Source organism: Arthrobacter sp. NPDC058127, from assembly GCF_042884555.1.
GTDB lineage: Bacteria > Actinomycetota > Actinomycetes > Actinomycetales > Micrococcaceae > Arthrobacter.
Genome location: NZ_JBHVTT010000005.1, coordinates 78,877 through 98,635, shown reverse-complemented (window position 1 = coordinate 98,635; position 19,759 = coordinate 78,877). Strand labels below are relative to the sequence as shown.

19 protein-coding genes and 1 tRNA gene are annotated in these 19,759 nt (G+C 62.9%); 10 read left to right on the top strand and 10 right to left on the bottom strand.

Annotated elements, in window-relative coordinates:
- Window positions 1-16: 16 nt before the first annotated feature.
- The 3 genes from ACFVTG_RS09665 to ACFVTG_RS09655 all read right to left on the bottom strand — a co-directional run bounded on the left by ACFVTG_RS09665 (window position 17) and on the right by ACFVTG_RS09655 (window position 1,676).
- Window positions 17-691, bottom strand: a complete 675-nt coding sequence (locus ACFVTG_RS09665) for a hypothetical protein (RefSeq protein WP_390279925.1) — start codon at window positions 689-691, stop codon at window positions 17-19.
- A complete protein-coding gene (locus ACFVTG_RS09660) occupies window positions 688-1,308 on the bottom strand; it encodes a Panacea domain-containing protein (protein ID WP_390279923.1) in 621 nt (206 codons plus the stop codon). Before ACFVTG_RS09660 ends, ACFVTG_RS09665 begins: the two co-directional genes overlap by 4 nt.
- Before the next feature lie 191 nt (window positions 1,309-1,499).
- Complete coding sequence (locus ACFVTG_RS09655; RefSeq protein WP_390279921.1) at window positions 1,500-1,676, bottom strand: hypothetical protein; 177 nt, start codon at window positions 1,674-1,676, stop codon at window positions 1,500-1,502.
- Window positions 1,677-2,081: 405 nt separating this feature from the next.
- On the opposite strand from ACFVTG_RS09655, the gene ACFVTG_RS09650 reads away from it, so the two are divergent.
- From ACFVTG_RS09650 to ACFVTG_RS09640, 3 genes are all read left to right on the top strand, one after another.
- Window positions 2,082-2,155, top strand: a tRNA-Gly gene (locus tag ACFVTG_RS09650).
- An 85-nt stretch (window positions 2,156-2,240) separates the two neighbouring features.
- Window positions 2,241-2,375: a hypothetical protein gene (locus ACFVTG_RS09645; protein WP_264637052.1), complete on the top strand. Its 135-nt coding sequence runs from the start codon at window positions 2,241-2,243 to the stop codon at window positions 2,373-2,375.
- A 17-nt stretch (window positions 2,376-2,392) separates the two neighbouring features.
- The gene (locus ACFVTG_RS09640; protein ID WP_390279919.1) at window positions 2,393-3,526 is read left to right on the top strand and encodes a N(5)-(carboxyethyl)ornithine synthase; all 1,134 of its coding nucleotides are present in this window, start codon (window positions 2,393-2,395) and stop codon (window positions 3,524-3,526) included.
- A gap of 67 nt (window positions 3,527-3,593) precedes the next feature.
- Here the strand turns inward: ACFVTG_RS09640 and ACFVTG_RS09635 are convergent, their stop codons facing one another.
- Window positions 3,594-4,991: an MFS transporter gene (locus ACFVTG_RS09635; RefSeq protein WP_390279917.1), complete on the bottom strand. Its 1,398-nt coding sequence runs from the start codon at window positions 4,989-4,991 to the stop codon at window positions 3,594-3,596.
- A 150-nt stretch (window positions 4,992-5,141) separates the two neighbouring features.
- Between ACFVTG_RS09635 and ACFVTG_RS09630 the strand changes: the two genes are divergently transcribed.
- Window positions 5,142-5,996 carry a LysR substrate-binding domain-containing protein gene (locus tag ACFVTG_RS09630; RefSeq protein WP_059389831.1) on the top strand — a complete coding sequence of 285 codons (855 nt, stop codon included), beginning with the start codon at window positions 5,142-5,144 and terminating at the stop codon, window positions 5,994-5,996.
- Here ACFVTG_RS09630 and ACFVTG_RS09625 read toward each other — a convergent pair.
- A complete protein-coding gene (locus ACFVTG_RS09625; RefSeq protein ID WP_284755245.1) occupies window positions 5,980-6,573 on the bottom strand; it encodes a TetR family transcriptional regulator in 594 nt (197 codons plus the stop codon). The genes ACFVTG_RS09630 and ACFVTG_RS09625 overlap by 17 nt on opposite strands.
- Window positions 6,574-6,672: 99 nt before the next feature.
- On the opposite strand from ACFVTG_RS09625, the gene ACFVTG_RS09620 reads away from it, so the two are divergent.
- The 3 genes from ACFVTG_RS09620 to ACFVTG_RS09610 all read left to right on the top strand — a co-directional run bounded on the left by ACFVTG_RS09620 (window position 6,673) and on the right by ACFVTG_RS09610 (window position 8,559).
- Window positions 6,673-7,005 (top strand): hypothetical protein, encoded by a 333-nt coding sequence (locus ACFVTG_RS09620; RefSeq protein ID WP_284755246.1) that lies wholly within the window; start codon window positions 6,673-6,675, stop codon window positions 7,003-7,005.
- Window positions 7,006-7,060: 55 nt separating this feature from the next.
- Window positions 7,061-7,489, top strand: a complete 429-nt coding sequence (panD, locus tag ACFVTG_RS09615) for an aspartate 1-decarboxylase (protein ID WP_172465683.1) — start codon at window positions 7,061-7,063, stop codon at window positions 7,487-7,489.
- 143 nt (window positions 7,490-7,632) lie between these two features.
- On the top strand, window positions 7,633-8,559 hold the full coding sequence (locus ACFVTG_RS09610) for an AEC family transporter (protein ID WP_390279914.1): 927 nt from the start codon (window positions 7,633-7,635) through the stop codon (window positions 8,557-8,559).
- Window positions 8,560-8,566: 7 nt separating this feature from the next.
- Here ACFVTG_RS09610 and ACFVTG_RS09605 read toward each other — a convergent pair whose 3' ends face one another.
- The 5 genes from ACFVTG_RS09605 to ACFVTG_RS09585 form a co-directional block, all read right to left on the bottom strand.
- On the bottom strand, window positions 8,567-11,206 hold the full coding sequence (locus ACFVTG_RS09605; RefSeq protein WP_390279912.1) for a trehalase-like domain-containing protein: 2,640 nt from the start codon (window positions 11,204-11,206) through the stop codon (window positions 8,567-8,569).
- 117 nt (window positions 11,207-11,323) lie between these two features.
- The gene (locus tag ACFVTG_RS09600; protein WP_390279909.1) at window positions 11,324-12,301 is read right to left on the bottom strand and encodes a PDR/VanB family oxidoreductase; all 978 of its coding nucleotides are present in this window, start codon (window positions 12,299-12,301) and stop codon (window positions 11,324-11,326) included.
- Between the two features lie 2 nt (window positions 12,302-12,303).
- On the bottom strand, window positions 12,304-12,816 hold the full coding sequence (locus ACFVTG_RS09595) for a hypothetical protein (RefSeq protein ID WP_390279907.1): 513 nt from the start codon (window positions 12,814-12,816) through the stop codon (window positions 12,304-12,306).
- Between the two features lie 29 nt (window positions 12,817-12,845).
- Window positions 12,846-14,015 (bottom strand): zinc-binding dehydrogenase, encoded by a 1,170-nt coding sequence (locus ACFVTG_RS09590; protein WP_390279905.1) that lies wholly within the window; start codon window positions 14,013-14,015, stop codon window positions 12,846-12,848.
- Window positions 14,016-14,039: 24 nt separating this feature from the next.
- Window positions 14,040-15,323, bottom strand: a complete 1,284-nt coding sequence (locus ACFVTG_RS09585) for a Rieske 2Fe-2S domain-containing protein (protein ID WP_390279903.1) — start codon at window positions 15,321-15,323, stop codon at window positions 14,040-14,042.
- 167 nt (window positions 15,324-15,490) lie between these two features.
- Between ACFVTG_RS09585 and ACFVTG_RS09580 the strand changes: the two genes are divergently transcribed.
- The 3 genes from ACFVTG_RS09580 (at window position 15,491) to ACFVTG_RS09570 (ending at window position 19,731) form a co-directional block, all read left to right on the top strand.
- Complete coding sequence (locus ACFVTG_RS09580) at window positions 15,491-17,086, top strand: IclR family transcriptional regulator C-terminal domain-containing protein (RefSeq protein WP_390279901.1); 1,596 nt, start codon at window positions 15,491-15,493, stop codon at window positions 17,084-17,086.
- A 144-nt stretch (window positions 17,087-17,230) separates the two neighbouring features.
- Window positions 17,231-18,493: an MFS transporter gene (locus ACFVTG_RS09575; RefSeq protein ID WP_390279899.1), complete on the top strand. Its 1,263-nt coding sequence runs from the start codon at window positions 17,231-17,233 to the stop codon at window positions 18,491-18,493.
- Between the two features lie 158 nt (window positions 18,494-18,651).
- Window positions 18,652-19,731 (top strand): cupin domain-containing protein, encoded by a 1,080-nt coding sequence (locus ACFVTG_RS09570; RefSeq protein WP_390279897.1) that lies wholly within the window; start codon window positions 18,652-18,654, stop codon window positions 19,729-19,731.
- The last annotated feature ends 28 nt before the right edge of the window (window positions 19,732-19,759 follow it).

The following is a 19,759-nucleotide window of genomic DNA, read 5'->3' as shown; positions in this document are numbered from 1 at the left end:
TGATGCGTCCTTGTACCTATGCGACGGAAGGCGCGTCCACTCGTTTCGGAATCATCCTAGACATGGGGTTGCCGTTAGAGATTTTTCCGCGAACGTGAGCGACCCACTCATGTGGGTGCATCACTTCGATATCACCTTTTAGTGCAGCGTTCCTGAAGTCGACATCACGAGTCACGCAGAAGCGTTCGTAGGAGTAATTTTCGCTTCCTGCATCGCGGGCAATCGCATAGACACAACCATCTTCGTGGTCCAGCGGTGGTGTTTCGTACCCTATCGGGTCGCCGGACACGAAGTTATCATCCTCGCACCAAAAGGGATCGACTAATAGTTCCATGAAGTCGTCGGCGTCCTTGGCAGCCCAGCCAAAGCCGCAGTCTTCTACACGATCCGCCGCACCCGCATCTTGAATCAGCTTGAAGTAGGTTGTGTCGTCAAGATGCTGTCCGAACCAGATTTCGAGCTTCACACCGGGTTCGTATTTTCCGGACTTGCTGATCGCCAGCGCCCGCAAACTGTCTAGAGCAGCGTCCCGGCGATGGGGAAGTGGCTCGTTGGCGTGCTTCACCGCCAACTCCAGAAATGCGTCCCATGTGGCGGCCGGACCAAGAATGCGCGCAACGTCAAGGTAGATATTGACATCAAAAACTACGAGAGCACGTGGAGGGCGCGCCTGCCACAGGCTGCCCGTCACACCCTCGTCCGGGGGCGACGCGATGCCCGTACGAGAGCAAGCTGATCGGGAGTCAGTCCGCGTTGGCCGTAGCCGTAAACGGCGGTACTTGCGGGCGCCGACACCCCTTTCAGGTCTGGTCCCTCGTCCATCTCGGAAGTAAGAATGCCGCTGTATGCCATGCCAACTGCATCCTGCCCAGCAAGGGAACCGAATCTACGGTAATAACGCCCCATGGCTTCCTGCGTGATCGGCTCTTTGCTGGGTGCGTCCTCGGGAAGATCACCCCGAGCGTCCAGCCAAGGCGATTCCTCGTGGGTCCTTTTCGAGAGCTGAGATGAACTCAAGTGCCCGTACTCGGAACAAACCATGCTCACCAGTCGGCGCGACGTTGGTGAGATTTTTTCGGGATCACCGTTGTCCCAGTCCCCGACTTTGGTCGTACCTGCGTGGTGAAAATAAACCTCAGGGATCACAGGTCCGTACTTCCATGCCTGCACTTCTGAAGCAAACAACGGCTCATTGCTGATAGCTAGCTTCCATGCTTGTGCGTAATACAAGAGCTTTTCAAATTTCATGGCGTCCATCACGCCTAGCTCTTTTAGGATCGCAGCCGCCACGTTGTGGACATTCTCCATGGCGGTTTCCTCCCTGTGTAGATGCGATGCCGTGCGCAGCATTTCGCTCCCATCTCTGCATAGTAGTATAGCGGGCTGCATGCATCGCACCTTGTGACCCCGCACCGATCCCTGTTAGTTCTTACGGACCGATGCGAGATTGGACGATGGCTCGGTGTCCATCGACCCCGTCCGAGCGAGCGGCTTATCCCTCAGTAGTGCGCGGATCGCTCCCCGGCTTTCACGGTGCCTGCCGCGCGAATCTTGCCGTGGCCGCCGACCTCACCGCCGCCCACAACGGTCTTGGCGCGGTTAATCGCATCATTCTGCGTATCGGTGACCGTACTGGACGCTTCGCGCCCGAATCCACCACAGCCGTCCATCTTCACGCTTCACGACATGCCTGTTTGGGGTTGCTCATGATGACTTTCTGCATAGATGGATGATTACGCGCTCATCGTCGCAGGGACCTCCGACAATTAGGTTCACCAACCACACCGATTCATCGCGATCGGGCGCGCGCGACTGAAACGGCCACGAAGGTTGCATTTCTCTGATAGCGGAAAAGGGACAAATTGACAATCAAGAAGCCCTAGAACAGCCTGCCCTGGTGGTGGGCTGTTTGTGCTTAACGATCTGAAATGCCGCCGCAAGAGCGGTTCCGGGCTGCGATCGACGTGAGTCGACACGAGTAGCAACCGCCTGTGGCTGTTCAGAGAAGGCTTCCGACTAGGGTAATGTAAATCTCGTTGTTTTCGCAGGGATTATTGACCAGCTTGTTGGCTAGTCCCAATGCGGGCGTAGCTCAATGGTAGAGCGCTAGCTTCCCAAGCTCGATACGCGGGTTCGATTCCCGTCGCCCGCTCCATCTCCGCCCGGATACAAGGCGCCCCACCCCCTGGGTGTATCGTCGGGAGCTAGGAGCCATTTCGGCTCTGCTCTAGGGAGCGATCATGGCTGACAAATCACCTCGCCAAGCTGCATCGAAAAAATCCGGCAAATCCATCAAAGAAAAGCGCGCGGATAAGAGGGCCTCAGAGTCCTCCGCAACCACGGTGGCCAAGCCGGCAACCGGCAACAAAAAGTGAGCGGCCATATAGGCGCCATGACACTTGGCATCCTGTCGTCATCGCGGAAGCCGGACGAGCGTCGGCTACCCGTCCATCCTCTGCATTTGGAGCGCATTGCTCCGGAACTCCGGCAACACATCCGGCTGGAGCGCGGCTACGGCGAGCGCTTCGGCTTTTCGGACAGCCAACTTGAGCCTCTGGTCGGTGGGATGGCACGCCGCGAAGAACTGATCGCGGATTCGGATGTCATCCTCCTGCCCAAACCGCAGCCGGAAGACCTCGCCGACCTCCGCGACGGTCAGGTTCTCTGGGGCTGGCCGCACTGCGTCCAGGACAGGGCCATCACCCAGCTAGCCATCGACAAGAAGCTGACCCTGATCGCGTTCGAAGCGATGAACCACTGGGCCAGCGACGGCGGCTTCGGCCTTCACGTCTTCCATAAGAACAACGAGCTTGCAGGCTACTGTTCCGTCATCCACGCCCTTGCGCTGACGGGCTCGACGGGCGACTACGGGAGGCGGCTGAGCGCCGTCGTAATTGGTTTCGGAGCCACAGCGCGTGGTGCGGTCACCGCGCTGAACGCCCACGGCATACACGACGTCCAGGTGCTGACCAACCGCGGCGTTGCGGCGGTGGGTTCCCCCATCCACTCGGTGCGCATAGTGCAGTTCGACCACGACCAGAACGCCCCTTTCCTGAGCGAAGTCATCACCGATCGCGGCCGCCTGCCATTGGCGCCGTTCCTTGCCGCGAGCGACATCGTGGTCAACTGCACGCTGCAGGACCCGAACTCGCCGCTGACGTACCTGCGGACCGAGGACCTGGACGCGTTCCAGCCGGGCAGCTTGATTGTCGACGTCTCCTGCGACGAAGGCATGGGCTTCAGTTGGGCGCGGACCACGACGTTCGCCGAGCCCATGTTCACGGTGGGCGAGCACATCAACTACTACGCCGTGGACCACAGCCCGTCCTACCTGTGGAATTCGTCCAGCTGGGAGATCAGCGAAGCGCTCCTGCCGTTCCTCGAGACTGTCATTTCTGGCCCCGAGGCCTGGGACGCCAGCGAAACGATCTCGCGAGCCATCGAGATCCGGGACGGCATCATCCGCAACCCGGACGTGCTCCAGTTCCAAGGCCGCTCAGCGGACTATCCGCACCTTGCGGCGTAGTCGCCTCGAAGCCTAAGAACACGGCCAGCCGGGCGCCTTGTGGGCGCCCGGCTGGCCGTGTTCGGCACTACGCCGACTGCGGGACGATCCGCACCATCCGGCGTCGGTCCCGGACGTTCACTTTAAGCCGCAATTCAGACTTCCGGGCGAGCACGACGGCGACTGTCGCCGCTGCGAGCGCCGGCACCCCGCCCGACACCAACAGCGCTGCGTGCGGGTTCAGGTGCTCGGCAAGCCAGCCGATCATGGGTCCACCGATGGCTTGGCCGCCGATGAGCACCATGATGTAGAGGCTCATGACGCGGCCGCGGATGCTCATGTTGGCACTGACCTGGACCAGTTGGTTTGCGGCGGTCAGGAACATGAGGCACCAGAATCCGGAGAGGACCATGGCAGCGGAGAGCCACACCATGGATGGCGCCAACGCGGCCAGGCACAGCATCAAGCCGTACATCCCGGCGCACAGCACCACCGAGCGCAGGCGCAATTGGCGGCGGCGGGCCGAAGTGATTGCTCCGGCAAGCGCTCCAAGGGCAACCATGGCGTTGAGCAAGCCGTAGCCGCCGGCACCGGCATGGTAGATATGGTCCGCGAAGGCGGCGAGGAGCACAGGCAGGCTCATCGCGAAGACCGCTATGAAACCGGCCATGAGCCACGGCCAGTAAATGGTGGGCTTGCTGAGGGCGTAACGCAGTCCCTCTGCAAGCATTCCCTTGCGTTTTGGCACAGGCGTGCTGACATAAAGTTCATTCTTGCGCAGCATCAAGAGCATGGTGACAGTGGAGCAGCAGGCCACCGCGTTCGCCGCGAAGGCCCAGCCCGCTCCGACCGCGGTGAGCAGCACGCCGGCCAGGGCGGGGCCAATCAGACCGCCCAGCTGGAACGTGGTGGAGTTGACGCTGATGGCGTTGCGCAGGTATTTCGGTCCCACGAGTTCGTTGACGAAGACCTGCCGGGCGGGCTGGTCCAGGACGGTCACGAGGCCTAGGACAAACGCGATCACGTAAACGTGCCACACCTCGATGTGCTGGCTCAGCGCCAAGACGGCAAGGATGGCCGCCAGGGAGGCCGCGACGCTTTGGCACAGGATGAGGATGCGTCGCTTGGGGAAGCGGTCCGCCATCATGCCACCCCAGGGGCCCAGGAACAGCGACGGCGTGAACTGCAATGCCACGGTTATTCCGACGGCGGTGACGGAGCCGGAGAGCTGGAGTACCAACCAGTCCTGGGCAATCCTCTGCATCCAGAGTGCGATGACGGCCACGAAGTGGCCCATGGCGAAAATCCGGAAGTTGGGTACTTTGAGGGAAATGAAGGTGTGCCGCCAGGGCAGCCGTTCGCTGACGACGGCGATTGGCTGGGTGACCGTGTCAGGGTCGGCAGCGAGCGGAATTCGGCTGCTTGCGGCGAGGGAATCGATGGCGGGTTGGCTGACGTTTGCCGCTGAGGGCGGTGGGGGTGCCAAAAGTAGTCCTTGGATAGGCGTTTCGCTGGGATGCCTTTAACGCTAGGGTTGGCCGCGGTGATTATGGAAGTGAATTGGCTGTATAACTAGCATTGCGAAGTGCAATACACCGACGCGAGCGGCGGTGAACGTAGCTATTCAAGGAGTCCCGTGTTCGAACCCGTGCAGCTGCGGTCCTTCCTGGCCGTGGCCGAGACTTTGAGTTTCACGAAGGCGGCCGAGCGCCTCGGCCTGGCCCAGCCCACGGTCAGCCAACACGTAAGAAAGCTGGAGATGGCGGCCAAACGGGCGCTCGTAGCCCGCGACACCCGGGATGTCCGGCTCACGGACAATGGCGACGCCATGGCAGGCTTTGCCCGCAACATCCTCTCCGCGCACGATTCCGCCGCAAGGTACTTTTCCGGCTCCGCGATGCGCGGCCGCTTGCGATTCGGAACCGCCGACGATCTCGCCATTACGGGCTTGCCTAGGATCCTGCGCGAGTTCCGGCAGCTGTACCCCCAGATCAACCTTGAACTCACCGTCAGCCAGAGCGACCAACTCTACAAACGCGTCAACGCGGGCCAGTTGGATCTTGTCTTCGTGAAGTGGGTGGGCGAGGCGAAGGACGGCACTGTTGTCCGGCATGACAAGTTTGCGTGGGTGGGCGTCGAGCAGACGGTGCTGGACCCTGCCAGCCCTGTGCCGCTGATCTGCTATCCAGCCCCGAGCGTCAGCCGGAAACTGGCCATCGACGCTTTGGAGGCCATGGGCCGGACCTGGCGGGTCACCTGCTCTACCAAGCAGATTGCCGGCGTCTTAGCGGCGGTGCGGGCAGGCATCGGCGTCGCCGTGATGCCGTCGTCGCTGGTTCCCGAGGACCTCACGGTGATCACCAAGCGCTTCGACCTCCCGCCCGTGGGCGACGTCGACTTCACCTTGATCCGCAACCCGTTGGCGAACGCCGAGGTAGTGGACGCACTGACGCAGGCAATCATCGGCAGAACACTCAATAAGCAGGCGTAGCTAGCGCCTGCGCGGCCAGGAGGACGGTCCGGACGATCGCCTCGCGGCGGCGCTCCGCCCTGCTTGACCCCTTGCTGCCGGCCATGAGGCCATCCAGCTCAGGCAGTACGGGCCAAGCGTCACACAGCGCGATGATGGTGAGCATCAAATCGGCCGCGTCTTCCCTGGACGTCCCCGGCATGGCTCGGATAACGCTGTCAACCTTGTTGCTGCAATTCGCGGCCCTGTCCGGGCGGTTCACCACGTATTCGCCCCGCTCCAGACCTTCCCAAAACAGCAGCCTCGGAAGGGTGGCGTCCTGGTGGTGATGGTCGAACAGGCGTCCGGCGTAGTCGGCCAAAGCTTCGGGACCAGCGCCCTCGATGCGCACTTCGTCCACCACCTTGCTGAGCTGGGACGCGATCACGGCGTCGAAAAGAAGGTCCTTCTTGCCGAAGTACTGATAGATCCGCTCCTTGTTGACTCCGGCCGCGGCGGCGATGCGGTCCACCCTGGCCCCGGCGAGTCCGAATTGGCAAAACTCGGCAGTCGCCGCCTCAAGGAGGAGTCGCTTGGTCCGCTCGGTATCCCATGCCATTTCCTGATCTTAACAGATTCCAACCAAGTAGTTGCAGTTTTTGTCAGCGCGGTCTAGTCTGAACTCACGCAGAAAGCAACCAATTAGTTGGAGAATGTCATGAGCACCCGAATCCCCCTTGCCGCACCTGCGGACAACGCCGCGGTTGCGCCGGTTTCCGTGCCTTCCGCGCACTCTGTGCACGCCCCCTCCCTGCACGTACCCTCTGTACACATCCGTGCAGTGATCACGTGGCTGGCCATCTTCCCCCTCGTGGCAATCGGCATGACGATCCTCGCCCCACTCACGGAGTCATGGCACCCCGCACTGCGCGCCCTCGTCCTGACTCTCGTAGTGGTTCCTACTGCCGTCTACCTGGTTGTCCCCAAACTGCTCGCTGGCTACGGCTCCTTGAAGAGGCGGCAGGCAGGGAAGGCCAGCGCCAAGGCATAGCCTGTGTCATGCATCACCCGGCGATCGAGCGGCCACGCGCTAAACTTGTCACGTTATGAACCGCACAATGTTTAAGTCCAAGATCCACCGCGCCACGGTGACCCATGCCGATCTGCACTATGTAGGTTCAGTGACGGTCGACCTGGATCTGCTGGATGCCGCGGATATTCTCCCCGGCGAGCTCGTCTCCATCGTTGACGTGACTAATGGCGCACGCCTTGAGACTTACACCATTGCCGGCGAGCGAGGCTCCGGAGTCATTGGCATCAACGGTGCCGCCGCGCACCTCGTGCACGTGGGCGACGTCGTCATCCTCATCACCTATGCGGAGATGACCACCGAAGAGGCCAAGGCCTACCAGCCCAAGGTTGTCCATGTGGACAGGGCCAACAAGATCGTCCAGCTCGGCAGCGATCCCGCCGAAGGCATCACTCCGGGCATCATGCGGCCGCCGCATGCCCTCAACAACGCCCAGCTGAACTAGACTCCCCGTCCTTCCGGGCACCCCTTCTCCGCGGTCCACATGGCGGAACATGCCGCCGTCGAGCCTTACAGCCGAATAAAGCTGATTTAGGCTGGGACTGTGAACCCACGCCGCCCCGCGCCCGTCCCCCTCCGGATGCCGTAGTGCTGGGCGTCCTTTCCGGGTTCTTCGTGGTGTGGGCCATCATTCTGGTGGGCATGTTCGTCGGCAAGCGCGGGATCCTGGGGGACAATGCGCGTTCGGTCCTGAGCGGCCTGACCTTCTTCGTCGCAAGCCCGGCGCTCCTCTTTGAAACCCTTGGCAAGGCCCATCTTCGCGACATCTTTGCCGCTCCGCTCCTGGTCACGGCGGTGGGCGCCGTCGTGACAGGCAGCTTGTTCTTCATCGTCGTGAAGTTCTGGCTCAAACGTTCCCTGCCCGAATCGCTCATGTCCTCCATGAGCGCTTCCTTGGCCAACTCCGCGAACCTCGGCATCCCCATCGCGGTGTTCGTCCTGGGCGATGCAAGCTATGTGGCACCGCTGCTGATCTTCCAGCTCGCGTTCTTCACGCCCATGTACCTGATGGCCCTCGATGCCAGCACCAGCGCCCACCGCACCACTCCCCTGCGGTTCGTCCTGATGATCGTGCGGAACCCGATGATCGTGGGGTCGGCCCTCGGTTTGGTGGTGGCTGGAACGGGCTGGCAAGTGCCTTCGCTCATCATGGATCCGATCCATTTGATCGGCGGAGCCGCCATTCCCGCAATGCTCATGGCGTTCGGGATGAGCCTGAACGGCTCCAGGCCCCTGCAAAAGGACACAGGCCGCAGGACGGACGCGCTCCTGGCCAGTGGCTTCAAGCTCTTTGTCCACCCCACGATGGCGTACCTGTTCGCCCGCTTCGCGCTGGGCCTGGAAGCGCATGCCTTGTTCGCCGTGGTGGTCACGGCGGCCCTGCCCACTGCCCAGAACGTGTTCGTGGCCGCGAGCCGCTACAACACGGGAATCACCGTGGCCAAGGATACGGTCCTGATCACCACGGTGGTGGCCGTCCCGGCAATGATCGCAGTGGCCCTGCTGCTTACCTAGATAATTCCTACTCTTCGTCCACCGAGTCCAGGTAGCTGTCCAGGAGCTGCGCGCAGCGAATGAAGCCCAAATGCGAATACGCCTGCGGGTGGTTTCCCAAGTGGGTCTCCGTGCCGGGGTCGAATTCCTCCGGAAGCAGTCCGGTCGGACCGAAGAGCGCCACGAGCTGGTTGAACAACTCCAGCGCGTCGTCCAGCCGGCCCACGGCCAGATACGCCTCAATCAGCCAGGTGGTGCAGATGTGGAACCCGCCTTCCAAACCCGGCAAGCCGTCGTCGTACCTGTACCGGAACACGGTGGGACCCACCCGAAGTTCCCGCTCGACGGCGGTGACGGTGTCCAGGAAGCGCTGGTCGCGGACATCCAGCAGGCCCGAGAGTCCGATGTGCAACACGGCAGCGTCCAAGTCCGGGCTGTCGTAGGCCACGGTGTAGGAGCTCGCGGAATCATCCCAGCCCTCGCGGAGGACCTCGGCGCGGATGGTGTTGGCCGTTTCCTCCCACTCGGCCCCGATGGGGCGCCGGAACCGGACCGCCGTGTGCATCGCCCGGTCCAGCGTCACCCAGCACATCACCTTGGTATAGATGTGGTGCCGAGGCGCGCGCCGGGCTTCCCAGATGCCATGGTCGGGTTCGTGCCAGCGGGCCAGTACGGCCGAGGCCATCTGCTCCATGAGTTTCCAGTGCTCGTCCGGCAAGGTGCCGCGGCGCTTACTCAGGGTCTGGATGAGTTCGGCGATCGGCCCGAAGACGTCCAGCTGCACCTGGTGGTCGGCGGCGTTCCCGATCCGCACGGGCCGCGAGCCGGCGTAACCGGGCAGGCTCTCGATAATGGCCTCCGTGGACAACGGGGAGCCGGTCACCGAGTACAGGGGGTGCAGCCATTCCGGACCGGGCGCGTTCTCGAGGATGCGGCCCAGCCAACGCAGGAACCCGTCTGCCTCTTCGGTGGAACCCAGATCCACGAGCGCGTTGACCGTCATGGAACCGTCGCGGAGCCAGCAGTAGCGGTAGTCCCAGTTGCGGGTGCCGCCGATCCCTTCCGGCAGCGACGTGGTTGGTGCCGCGAGGACAGCCCCGGTCGGCTCGTGCACGAGCGCCTTGAGGACCAGTGCCGAGCGGCGCACCAACGACGGTTTCATGTCGGGCAGTTCCAGCCCACGGACCCATTGCCGCGATTGGTGCGCGACGGCGGCCCGCCGGGCGAGTTCTCCGGCGGGGTCCGGCGTCGTCGGCTCAGTGTCTCCGCACCTCAGGTTCATGACTACGGGACCGTACGCGAGGCTGACTTCCGCGGTGGCGGTGCCGTGCTTGCCGTCGCTCGTGACCGTGAAAGACACTCCGGGAGCGAAGAGGATGATGGGATCCGAGGTGCCCACCACGTGCAACTCTTCGCCCCGGATTTCCATGTTGAACGGGGCGTTGGCGTAGTCCGGCCGCGGTGCGAAAACAATCCGTGCGCTGCCGGTTCCGGACAGGACACGGACCAGGCTGGTGATGCCGTCCGGTGCGGGCTCAAGGTAGTCAGTGACTGTGACGTCGGCCCAGCGCGTCTCCACGATCATGGTGTTGTCCACATAGCGCTGGCCCAGCACCTTCGACGTCTTGACCGGTTCCACGCTGAAATGGCCGGCGGGGTCTCCACCAAGGATGTGGGCAAACAACGAGCCTGAATCCGGGAGGGGATGGCTCATCCAGCAGATCTTGGCTTCCGGGGTGAGCAGCGCCGTCGAGGTCCCGTTGCCGATCATCGAATGCCGTTCCAGCCCCACCGCGTCCTCGCCGAACAGCCACGCACGGCGCAGTTCGAACAAAATGGCGAGCACTTTGGCGAAGGATTCCGGATCCGGCAAGCGGTAGCGCGCCTTGGTTTCTCCATCTCCAACGTGCAAGCCAAGATCCGGGCCCCGCAAGGTGGCGATCGCGAGCTCATCGCTCTCCGCGTCGCCGGCAAACAGGGCCGCGCTGGCCCCCAACTGTGTACGCAGATGCTCCAGCGCGGCGTCTTTGGAGGGCTCCACTATGGACAGGTCCAGCACGGATCCGTCCACAATGAAAAACAAGCCCAATTCACGGGCGATCTGATGCGCCTCTCGAGTCACCCGGGCAACGACGGCAGGCGTGGCCGGCCTCGTATGAATGGCTACGGCCACGGGCTTACGCTCGATGCTTACGCCCTTTTCGAAACCGATGGATTCGTTGAGGGCCGTGGCCGCTTGCTGAAGGACGGCCTCTGTAGCCATCGAGATGCTGTACGCGTAGGTCATGTCGAACTCAGCACCGTGCGAACCGACCAGGTGGACTTCCGCAGGAAGCCGTGACACCGCGGCAAGGTCCCGCAACGACCTGCCGGAGATGACGGCCGTGTGCGTACTCGGCAGCGCCGCCAGCGCCCGGAGCGCGACGGCGGCACTCCCCAAAGGGAGCGTCTCAGTGGATACCCCTTCCGCGGCGCAGAGGGTTCCACCGTAGTTGCAGGCCACCAGGAGACCCGGAGTCCGGGCCAGCATCCTCAGTTCCGCGAGCAGCTCCGGAGTGATTCCGTCGTGGGCGGCCTCGGACTGGACTGCCGTCCGCAGGAGGCCCAACGGAAGCGATTTTGTCAGCAGCGCCGAATCGGCCACGGACAAATTGAGCGGAGTAGCCATGGGGACGATCCTTCCGGGGTGGATTCGTCCAGTTTCCGCCCGAGGAGTTTCGCCTCCATGACCCGCGTATTGCCGGGGTGTAACGAGTTTTCCGGTTGGGGTGCGAGGCCCTGCACTCTAGGCGTCCAAGACCAGCTTGGGGCACTTGGAGCGGCTGACGCAGATGAACATGGTGTCGTTCCTTGCGCGCTCCTTTTGCGACAGGATGGTGTCCCGGTGTTCGACTTCACCCTCCAGGACCTTGGTTTCGCAGGTACCGCAGAACCCTTCCTCGCAGGAGGACATGAAAGAGGGGTTCACCTCGAGTACCACGTCAAGGATGGACTTTTCTGGTGGAACGGTGAGCGTGCAGCCGGACTGCCGCAGCTCAATTTCAAATGGTGCGTCCGGTGCTGATTCCGCCGCGTCGTCGGTGCGGGCCGATGACGCGGCGGCGGCAAACCGTTCCGCATGGTAGGCGTCCGCACCGAGCGTGTCTGCGGTGATGTCCTGAAGGTCGGCCAGGAGTGGTTCCGGTCCGCACGCGTAGACAGCTGTTCCGGCGGGAGCGTTCTGAATTTCAGCGAGCAGGTTGGCCCGGCCGCGCTCGTCCCTGGGGTATAGCGCGAGGGAATCTCCCATGATCTCCTGGAGTTCGTCGATGAACGCCATGGATTGCCGGCTGGATCCGCAGTAGACGAGGCGGGTGCGTTTACCGGCGGCCATAAGTTCCCGTGCCATGGCCATGATGGGCGTGATGCCGATTCCTCCGGCGACCAGAAGGTAGTGTTTTGCGCCGTCCTCCACTTTGAAATGGTTTCGCGGTCCGCGCGCAGTCAGCCTTGTACCGAGCCGGGTCTCGGAGTGGAGTTCCTCTGACCCGCCGCGGCCGCCGGTCTCACGAAGGATGGCGAGACGGTACTTGAGCAGATTGCGGGGGTCGGAGCAAAGGCTGTAGTGGCGCACCAAGCCCGACGGGAGAACGATCTCCAGGTGGGCGCCGGGCTGCCATTCAGGGAGCGCGCTGCCATCGGGAAGCGCGAGTTCGAGGGACATGACGTTGCTGGATTCCTGGCGCAGGCCACGCACAACGAGTTCGAGGGTGTCTTGGGACATGGTCAAGCTCCGGTGGGGTGTTGGAAGAGTTTGCCGGGAATGGCTTCCCTGGTTCCGCCTTTGAGGACCTCGATGAAGTCGCGTGCGAGGTCGGCCTTCCTGACGGTGACGAGCATGTCGAGTTCACGGCGGAGCACTCTCATGGAGGTCGAACCGGGTTCGGAGTCCCATCCGCCGAGGCCAACCATGACGCCCGCGAGGAGAGTCCCCTGGTTCCGTCCCGCAGTGGCCATGGCCTCGACGAAATCATCAGGAATCTCCTCGAGGCGCGATCCGAGGAACACCATCATGTCGGTGCTGGCGGCGAGGTCGCTGACGGTTTCGGTGGTGGGCTGGGTGTCCGGTTCATCGATCCCGTGCAGGAGTACCCCGTCGGGGTGGCTTGCAGGGGCCGCGACCAGGACTTCCCGCAGGCCCGCGTCAGACATTGTCGAGACCAGCGCTGCGCCTGAGGGCCCGAGGGGGACAAGAAGGATGCGGGCCTTGTAGTAGGCGCGCGACGTTAAATGTGTCATGGGCTTTCCTTAGCTTGGGTTGTCGGTGTTCAGAGCGAAGGTCGCACGACGACGTGCGGACTGCTGGGCCCCGTCCGGTCCAGGAGGGTGCGGAAGAGTTCGTCGACACCGTCGAGTCCGACGTCGATACTGGGCACGTGCTGCAAGCCCGTGTCTTCAGTGGCCAGAAGTTCGATGCTCCTTGTGAGTGCCTGTGGTGACCGGCCGCGTACGCCGACGACACCGGACGCGCCGCGCACCAGGGTCTTCAGGTTCACTTCTGCGACGGGGGTATCGCCGAGTCCGGCAAGGACCAGACGTCCCAGCTTCCGGAGGTGTTCTGTGGTTTGGAGTGCTGGTCCACCAAGACCGACAGTATCGACGATGACGTCGAAGCCGCTGGCCTTGCCGTGCCGGCCCAAGGCCGCGGAAGTTGATGAGGCGTCGTCGTTGACGACGATGAAGGCGCCCATGGCCTCGGCAATCTCCAGGCGGTCGCGGCTGGTGCGAGAGTTGCGTCCGAGCACGACGATCTCCCGGGCGCCTCCTGCCCTGGCGGCCGCCACGGCAGCGATGCCGTGGTAACCCGGTCCGATGATGGCCACGCGCGAGCCACTCGTGGCGCCACCGATGTTGATGACCCAATCGACCGCGTTGGCGAAGGGTTGGGTCCAGGCTGCGAGGTTCGAATCCAGGTCCCGGGGCAGCTTGTGCAGCACAGTCTGTGTCGACAGCTCCATGTATTCCGCGTTGCCGCCGTGAAGACCCGAACCTTCGTGGAGTCCCAGCATTCCTACGCGGCGCTGTCCGCCCCACAGATCCGCGTCCGGGCAGAAACGGTAGACGTCGGGCTGTAGGCATGCAGCGCAGGTCGGCCGCCCGCAGGGCAGGTACTCCTCCAGTGCAACCCTGTCGCCGACCTCGACGTCCCACGACCACTGCATGACAGGGGTGAGAGAGACGATTTCGCCAACGACGTGATGGCCCATGACCGTGTGATGGCGGAGGCCCTGTTGGTATAGGTCCAGATCGGTCCCGCACAGCGCGGAGGACTCTACCTTGAGCCAACCTGCGGCACTTGTCGCCAGTCTCGGGTCAATCGCTTGGACCGTGGTGGTTGAATCAGGCAATGAGACAGCGGCCCTGACAGCATTGGGAAGATGCGTTGTCAGCGTCGCGGCCGTATCGGGAGAGGCGACCATGGAACCGTGGTCTTTCATGCGGAACTCCTAGCGGGTTCGGGTCTAGATGGAAACGAAGTCGGTACCGGCGACCACCTGGATGGCCTGCTGGGCACCCTCGTGGAACGGGACTTCTTTGGGGAGCAGCATTGACGTCGAACGCACGCGCTGGTCCGCGGTGTCGATGCCCGGGAGGGCCTCGACCTCCATGGAGTCCAGTGCTGCAAGCAGGCGGCGCCGTGCCAGGATGATGGCGGCGTCGGAGGTGCCCAGCCGCTCCTTGGTGCGGTCCGCGATGTCGCCCATGCTTTCCTGCAGGGAGAAATCCTGCGCGGCGATGCCCTCGATTCCGGAGAAGGTCTTGTTCTGTTTCTGGGCCTCGCGGTCCATGAGGTAGTCGTTGTCCTTGTTGGCGAGGGTCCGGTAGGTTCCCGGAATGTATTTGGCGTGGATGCCGTCGCCGTTGCGCATCTGCTCCAGTTCGTCTTCCCGAAGGTCGCGCGTCGGATGGTAGTTCCAGGACCAGGCCCAGCATGTGGTGTCGTCGATCGGGACCCAGGCGTGGCCGCCCATGGGATTGTGGGTGCCGAAGGGGGGAATGATCGTGTAGAAGGGCATGATCCACTGGGTGATGCGCCAGTAGAACTCTTCCTTGTTCGCGTTGCGCCGGGCTCCGATCAACAAGCCGCCGTCGCTTTCGGCGACCTCGAATTTCGGGCGCGTGTCAGCCTTGATGTACTCATTGCCGGCCGTTCCGGAGTGCATGGGGTCATCGTCCAGGTTGAAGCGGTGGGCGAAGGAAACGTGGCTGGAGTCGATGCCGCCCTCCATGGCTTGGAGGTAGTTGGTTTCCTGAAGACGCTTGGAAATGAAGCGCTGGCCGTTGCCGAGCAGGGCCCATTCGAGCTCCGGAAGGTCCGGCATTTGCTCCCCGGGACCCATGTACGCCCAGAGCACGCCTCCCCGTTCTACGAGCGGATATGACTTCTGCTTGATCCGGCATTTGAACTTGGAGTCTTCCGGTTCGGACGGCATGTCCGTCAGGTTGCCCTCCACGTCGTACTTCCACCCGTGGTAGGCACACCGGAGGCCGTTTTCCTCGTTGCGTCCGAAGTACAGGGAAGCAGTCCGGTGTGCGCAGAACTCGTCCAACAAGCCCAGCCGGCCGGAAGTGTCGCGGAAAGCTATGAGCTTCTCGCCCAGGAGCTGGACGCGCACCGGTGGGCAGTCCGCCTCGGGGAGTTCCTCCGCGAGGAGCGCAGGGAACCAATACCGCCGGAACAGGCGCCCCATGGGCGTTTCCGGGCCGGTCTGGGTCAGCAAGACATTTTGTTCTGAGGTGAGCACTGTAGGCCTTCCGATGTAAGCCGAAAAAATTATCAATCTGTCCGAAGTGCGCGCATATGCGCGTTATTCGGTCAAAGCAGTGTTGCATGGGTCCCACTGGCCCGTCAAGCAAACGCCTGGGGCGGCACTACAAACGGGCAGACGGGGGATGGTCTAGATTCGAGAGTGTGAATGCATCGATGCCGGTCACCGCAGAGCTCGCGGCCACAGACCCCGACTATGTGGACTCCTTGGAACGGGGCCTGTCAGTACTCAGGGCCTTAAGTGCGCGGGAAGAGGCGCTCTCCGTCACGGACGTGGCTGCGCTTGTGGGTATTACGCGCACCGCGGCGCGTAGGTTCGCCCTGACATTGGAGTACCTGGGTTACGCAAGCCAGTCAGCGGAGGGGTACACACTGACCCCCGGGGTGCTTGAAATCGGCGACGCTTACCTTCGCAGCAATCCGTTGCCGGACGCGGCGCATCCCCATCTGGAAGAACTCGTCCGGGAGGTCGGGGAAACGGCTTCCCTGACCGTCCTGCACAAGCAGCGCGTCTATTACGCCGCCCGCGTGGCCGCCGACAGGATCGTCACCGCAAACATCACCGTCGGCACCAGCGTCGCCGCACACAGAACGGCCACCGGCCGCGTTCTGCTGGGCGACCTCGCTCCGCGCGAACTGGAGGACTACCTTTCGTCCGTTGAACCCAGCCCTGGCTTCGATCCGGAATATGTGCGGAAACGGATCGAGGAAGCCCGCAGGCGTGGGTGGACGGTGGCCGATCAGGAACTGACGCCGGGAATCAGGTCAGTGGCCGTTCCCCTGCACGATCCAGAGGGCCGGATCGTCGCTGCCCTTAACATTGCCGCCCACGCCACACGGGTGGACACCGAGGTACTGGAAAACGACTTCGTTCCGCTACTCCAGTCCGCCTCGCGACGGACCGCGGCTGCCGTCTGGCCGACTTCCGGAGCAGCTCCCGCAAGATCCGTGGCCGCGCCTGCCACCGCAACTCGCCCCAAGGTGCGGCCATCGGATGTCATTCAATCGGTAGAACGGGGGTTGTGCATCCTCACCGCCTTCGATGAGGGCCACCCAACCATGAACCTGGCGCAGATCTCCGCGCAGTGCCGGCTCCCGCGCTCGGCGGCGCGTCGCTTCGTCCTGACCCTGGCATCCCTTGGCTACCTTGAACAGCAGGGGCGCAGCTACGCTCCGACCCCCCTGGTCCTGGAGTTGGGGTACTCCCTGCTGTCACGGCTTTCGCTCGCAGATGTGGCCAAACCTCGCCTCGAAGCACTGGCGCGGAGACTCGGGGCGTCGGTTTCCATCGGCGTTCTGGATGGCATGGACCTGCGCTACGTGGCCAGGGCTAGCGCACCGAGCCCCTTGATCGTGAACATTCGCCCAGGCACCCGGGTTCCAGCAGAGCGCACGGCCATGGGCCAGGTCCTCCTATCCCTCCTACCCTCCGCCGCGCTTGAAGACGCCAAGCGTTCCGCGGGCAGAGACAGCGCCGCCGACGGCCTGACAGACCTCGAGGTCACACTGGCAGCCGTTCGAGAGCAGGGCTGGAGCTACGTTGACCAATTGCTCGAGGCCGGCATCCGCGCCGTTGCGGTTCCCCTTCGGAACCGCCGAGGTGAGGTTGTAGCGGCCATGAGCGCCTCAGTACACGAGGCCACCACCCCCGACCGGGACATGACCGAGAATTTCCTGCCGGCCCTACGCGCCGCCGCCGAGGAGTTCACCATGGATTTGAGGGATGGCCTAAACGTCTAAAATCGTCCGATTTGCGCGCAGTGTGACACGATGCGGATAAAAAAGATTGCTATCCGGGTTAGAGGGTGGTTATATTCATCACACGCAAATTCTTGTTTTCGCGATGTCCCCCGGCAACGACGCCCCTCCAGAATGGGATGCACCATGATTACCCTCGACCCTGCCCAAGTCTCCACGAATGTTGATCCGTCCAAGCGCCCTTATCGCTGGCTGGTCCTCGTGCTTTGTTGGCTGGCCTTTACAGTCACCTCCGTTGACCGTTCCACGTGGGGTCCGGCGTCGATCTCCATTGGCGACGACCTCGGCGTGCCTCTGGCAAGCCTGGGACTCTTCGCTACCTTCTACTACATCGGCTACGTCGCCTCGAACGCCGGCAGTGGGTTCCTCGCCGATAAGGTTGGCGGACGCATCCTCATTTCGGTTTCCCTAGTGGGTGCCGGGGCGTCCATGATGCTCTTCGGCTCGACGACATCCGCCTGGATCGGGATGGCCGTCCAGGCGGTGATTGGCCTCTTCGCCGGGGCTGAATATGCCGCCGGCATCAAGTTGATCTCCAGCTGGTTCCGTCCCGAGGAACTCGGCAAGGCAATGGGGATTTACACCTCGGCTACTTCGCTGGGCGTCGTTGTGGCGAATACGGCCGTCCCCTACCTCATCGAGCACTACTCCTGGCATGCCTCATATTTGCTTTTCGGGGCAGTTTCCATCGCGGCCGGCGTCGCCTGCTACATCATGCTCCGGCCCGGCCCGGTCGTGTCAAAAAAGGCCAACCGCGCGGAGGGCCGGTCCGTCCTTATTGAACTGGGGCGCAACAAGAACCTGCTTCTCTTGGCGCTGGCAGGATTCGGCGGTTTCTGGGGGACCTATGGGTTCATCACGTGGTCCAACGCGCTCATGATCAAGGGACACGGCATCGACCCGACTGTCGCCGGCGGCATCGTGGCGATGTATGCAGCCCTCGGCGTCCTTGGCAAGCCTCTCATCGGCTGGATCGCTGATAAGTTCAACGGCGCCCGCAGGGTTCCCTCGATGGTGGTGCTCGGCTGCTTCGCCGTCATGCTTGTTGTCTTTGGCTTGTTGGATAACGCCGTCGCATTCTTCATCGCCGCCCCGCTACTCGGACTCGGGGCCTACTGCTACCTCCCGCTCATGGTGGCCCTCGTGCCCCGCCTCGTGAGCAGCCGCGTTCTCGGCGGTGCTGCCGGAATAACAAACGCCATGTGGCAAATCGGAAGTGTCCTGGTCCCTTTGGCAGTGGGCGCCATCTTCACCGCAACCAACAATTCCTTCATGGCCGCCCTGATCACGCTCGCCGCCGGCCCCTTCCTCGGCATGGTCATCATGTACTTCGTGAACGAGCGCCCTGACGACGTCGAAATCGCACTGGCCGACCGCGGAGAGGCTTAGCTGCCGCAGATCCTTCGGCCCAACGATGGCCCCTGCCCCTGAGGGGGCGGGGGCCATCGTGCATGGAGACACCAACGGAACAAAGGGACTAACCATTGCACCTTTAGCCGTTTCAAGGCATACTCAAAGAACCATTAGTCCGATGAAAAGGAGTGCCTGTGTCGACGAAGACCACCACCAAGACCAGCCATTACCACGTGCAAAAAGCGCGACGCGAGAAGTACATCGAGGATTGGCGGGCCAACCACCGCGCCGTCATCCGCATCGAAGAGGTTGAAGCGCGCCTCAAACTGACCCAGCGCGGCTCCAAGATCGGTGTCTACATGGGCGAGGACGGCGACAACCCGACCCGCACCATCGACGCCCTACTGCACGAGATCGACTCCGGCGTCATCACAACGATTCACCGCCACTCTTGGGACGCCATGATCTGGGGTGTTGGCGGTGAAGGCTGGATAGAGATCGACGGCGAACGCGTCAAGATCACGCCCGGCGACTCCGTGCACATCCCCGCGTGGGCGTGGCACCGTTCGGGCAACGACGGCGCCGAAGCAGTCCGCTACGTGACCTTCAGCTCGGAGCCGCTCATGGCCACCATGGGTTTCTCCATCCTTGAGGACCGCGGCCACGAAGAGTTCTCCACCTTGCCCGGCCGGCCGGCCTACACCTCGGCTGAGGGCATCGAGGGTGACGACGCCTACGCGCGTCGCCTGCGCCGTCTCGGCAACGAACAGGCCAAGCGCCGCAGCGGTCGCCTGCGCACCGACTGGGAAGAGCTGGAAATGCTCAACACCCCCCGCGGCTCCCGCACCACCTTCCTGCTCGACCGTGCCATCGGCTACGAGGCCTCTGGCATCACCATGGCCATGTTCGAACTCGGCCAGGGCCGCCAACAGTCCATGCACCGCCACCCGGGTGAGGCTTGGCTGTACGTCGTCGACGGCGACGGCCACTCCTACCTCGGTTCCGAAACCGAAGGCGGCGAGAACCACCCTTGGAAGAAGGGCGACCTCGTCTCGGTTGACCACTTCCTGTGGCACCAGCACTTCAACGACTCCAAGGACAACACCGCCCGGATGGTTCGCGTCCACATGTTCGACTCCTTCCTGGACACCATGAAGGCCATGATGGACCCGATGGTGCTCTTCGAAGAGCCACCGACAGAGATCCGTGACAAACAGGCCGGCGACGTCAACACCATCGTCTGGCCTCCGATGATCCGTCCGAGCTGGCCGTAAGACACGATGAGCGTAGATCACCTGCACA

Bases quoted from the DNA above. Each gene is read 5' to 3' on its own strand.
- ACFVTG_RS09660 (WP_390279923.1), bottom strand. From the start codon at position 1,308: ATGGAGAATGTCCACAACGTGGCGGCTGCGATCCTAAAAGAGCTAGGC.
- ACFVTG_RS09645 (WP_264637052.1), top strand. From the start codon at position 2,241: ATGGCTGACAAATCACCTCGCCAAGCTGCATCGAAAAAATCCGGCAAA.
- ACFVTG_RS09640 (WP_390279919.1), top strand. From the start codon at position 2,393: ATGACACTTGGCATCCTGTCGTCATCGCGGAAGCCGGACGAGCGTCGG.
- ACFVTG_RS09625 (WP_284755245.1), bottom strand. From the start codon at position 6,573: ATGGCATGGGATACCGAGCGGACCAAGCGACTCCTCCTTGAGGCGGCG.
- ACFVTG_RS09620 (WP_284755246.1), top strand. From the start codon at position 6,673: ATGAGCACCCGAATCCCCCTTGCCGCACCTGCGGACAACGCCGCGGTT.
- panD (WP_172465683.1), top strand. From the start codon at position 7,061: ATGAACCGCACAATGTTTAAGTCCAAGATCCACCGCGCCACGGTGACC.
- ACFVTG_RS09605 (WP_390279912.1), bottom strand. From the start codon at position 11,206: ATGGCTACTCCGCTCAATTTGTCCGTGGCCGATTCGGCGCTGCTGACA.
- ACFVTG_RS09600 (WP_390279909.1), bottom strand. From the start codon at position 12,301: ATGTCCCAAGACACCCTCGAACTCGTTGTGCGTGGCCTGCGCCAGGAA.
- ACFVTG_RS09595 (WP_390279907.1), bottom strand. From the start codon at position 12,816: ATGACACATTTAACGTCGCGCGCCTACTACAAGGCCCGCATCCTTCTT.
- ACFVTG_RS09590 (WP_390279905.1), bottom strand. From the start codon at position 14,015: ATGAAAGACCACGGTTCCATGGTCGCCTCTCCCGATACGGCCGCGACG.
- ACFVTG_RS09575 (WP_390279899.1), top strand. From the start codon at position 17,231: ATGATTACCCTCGACCCTGCCCAAGTCTCCACGAATGTTGATCCGTCC.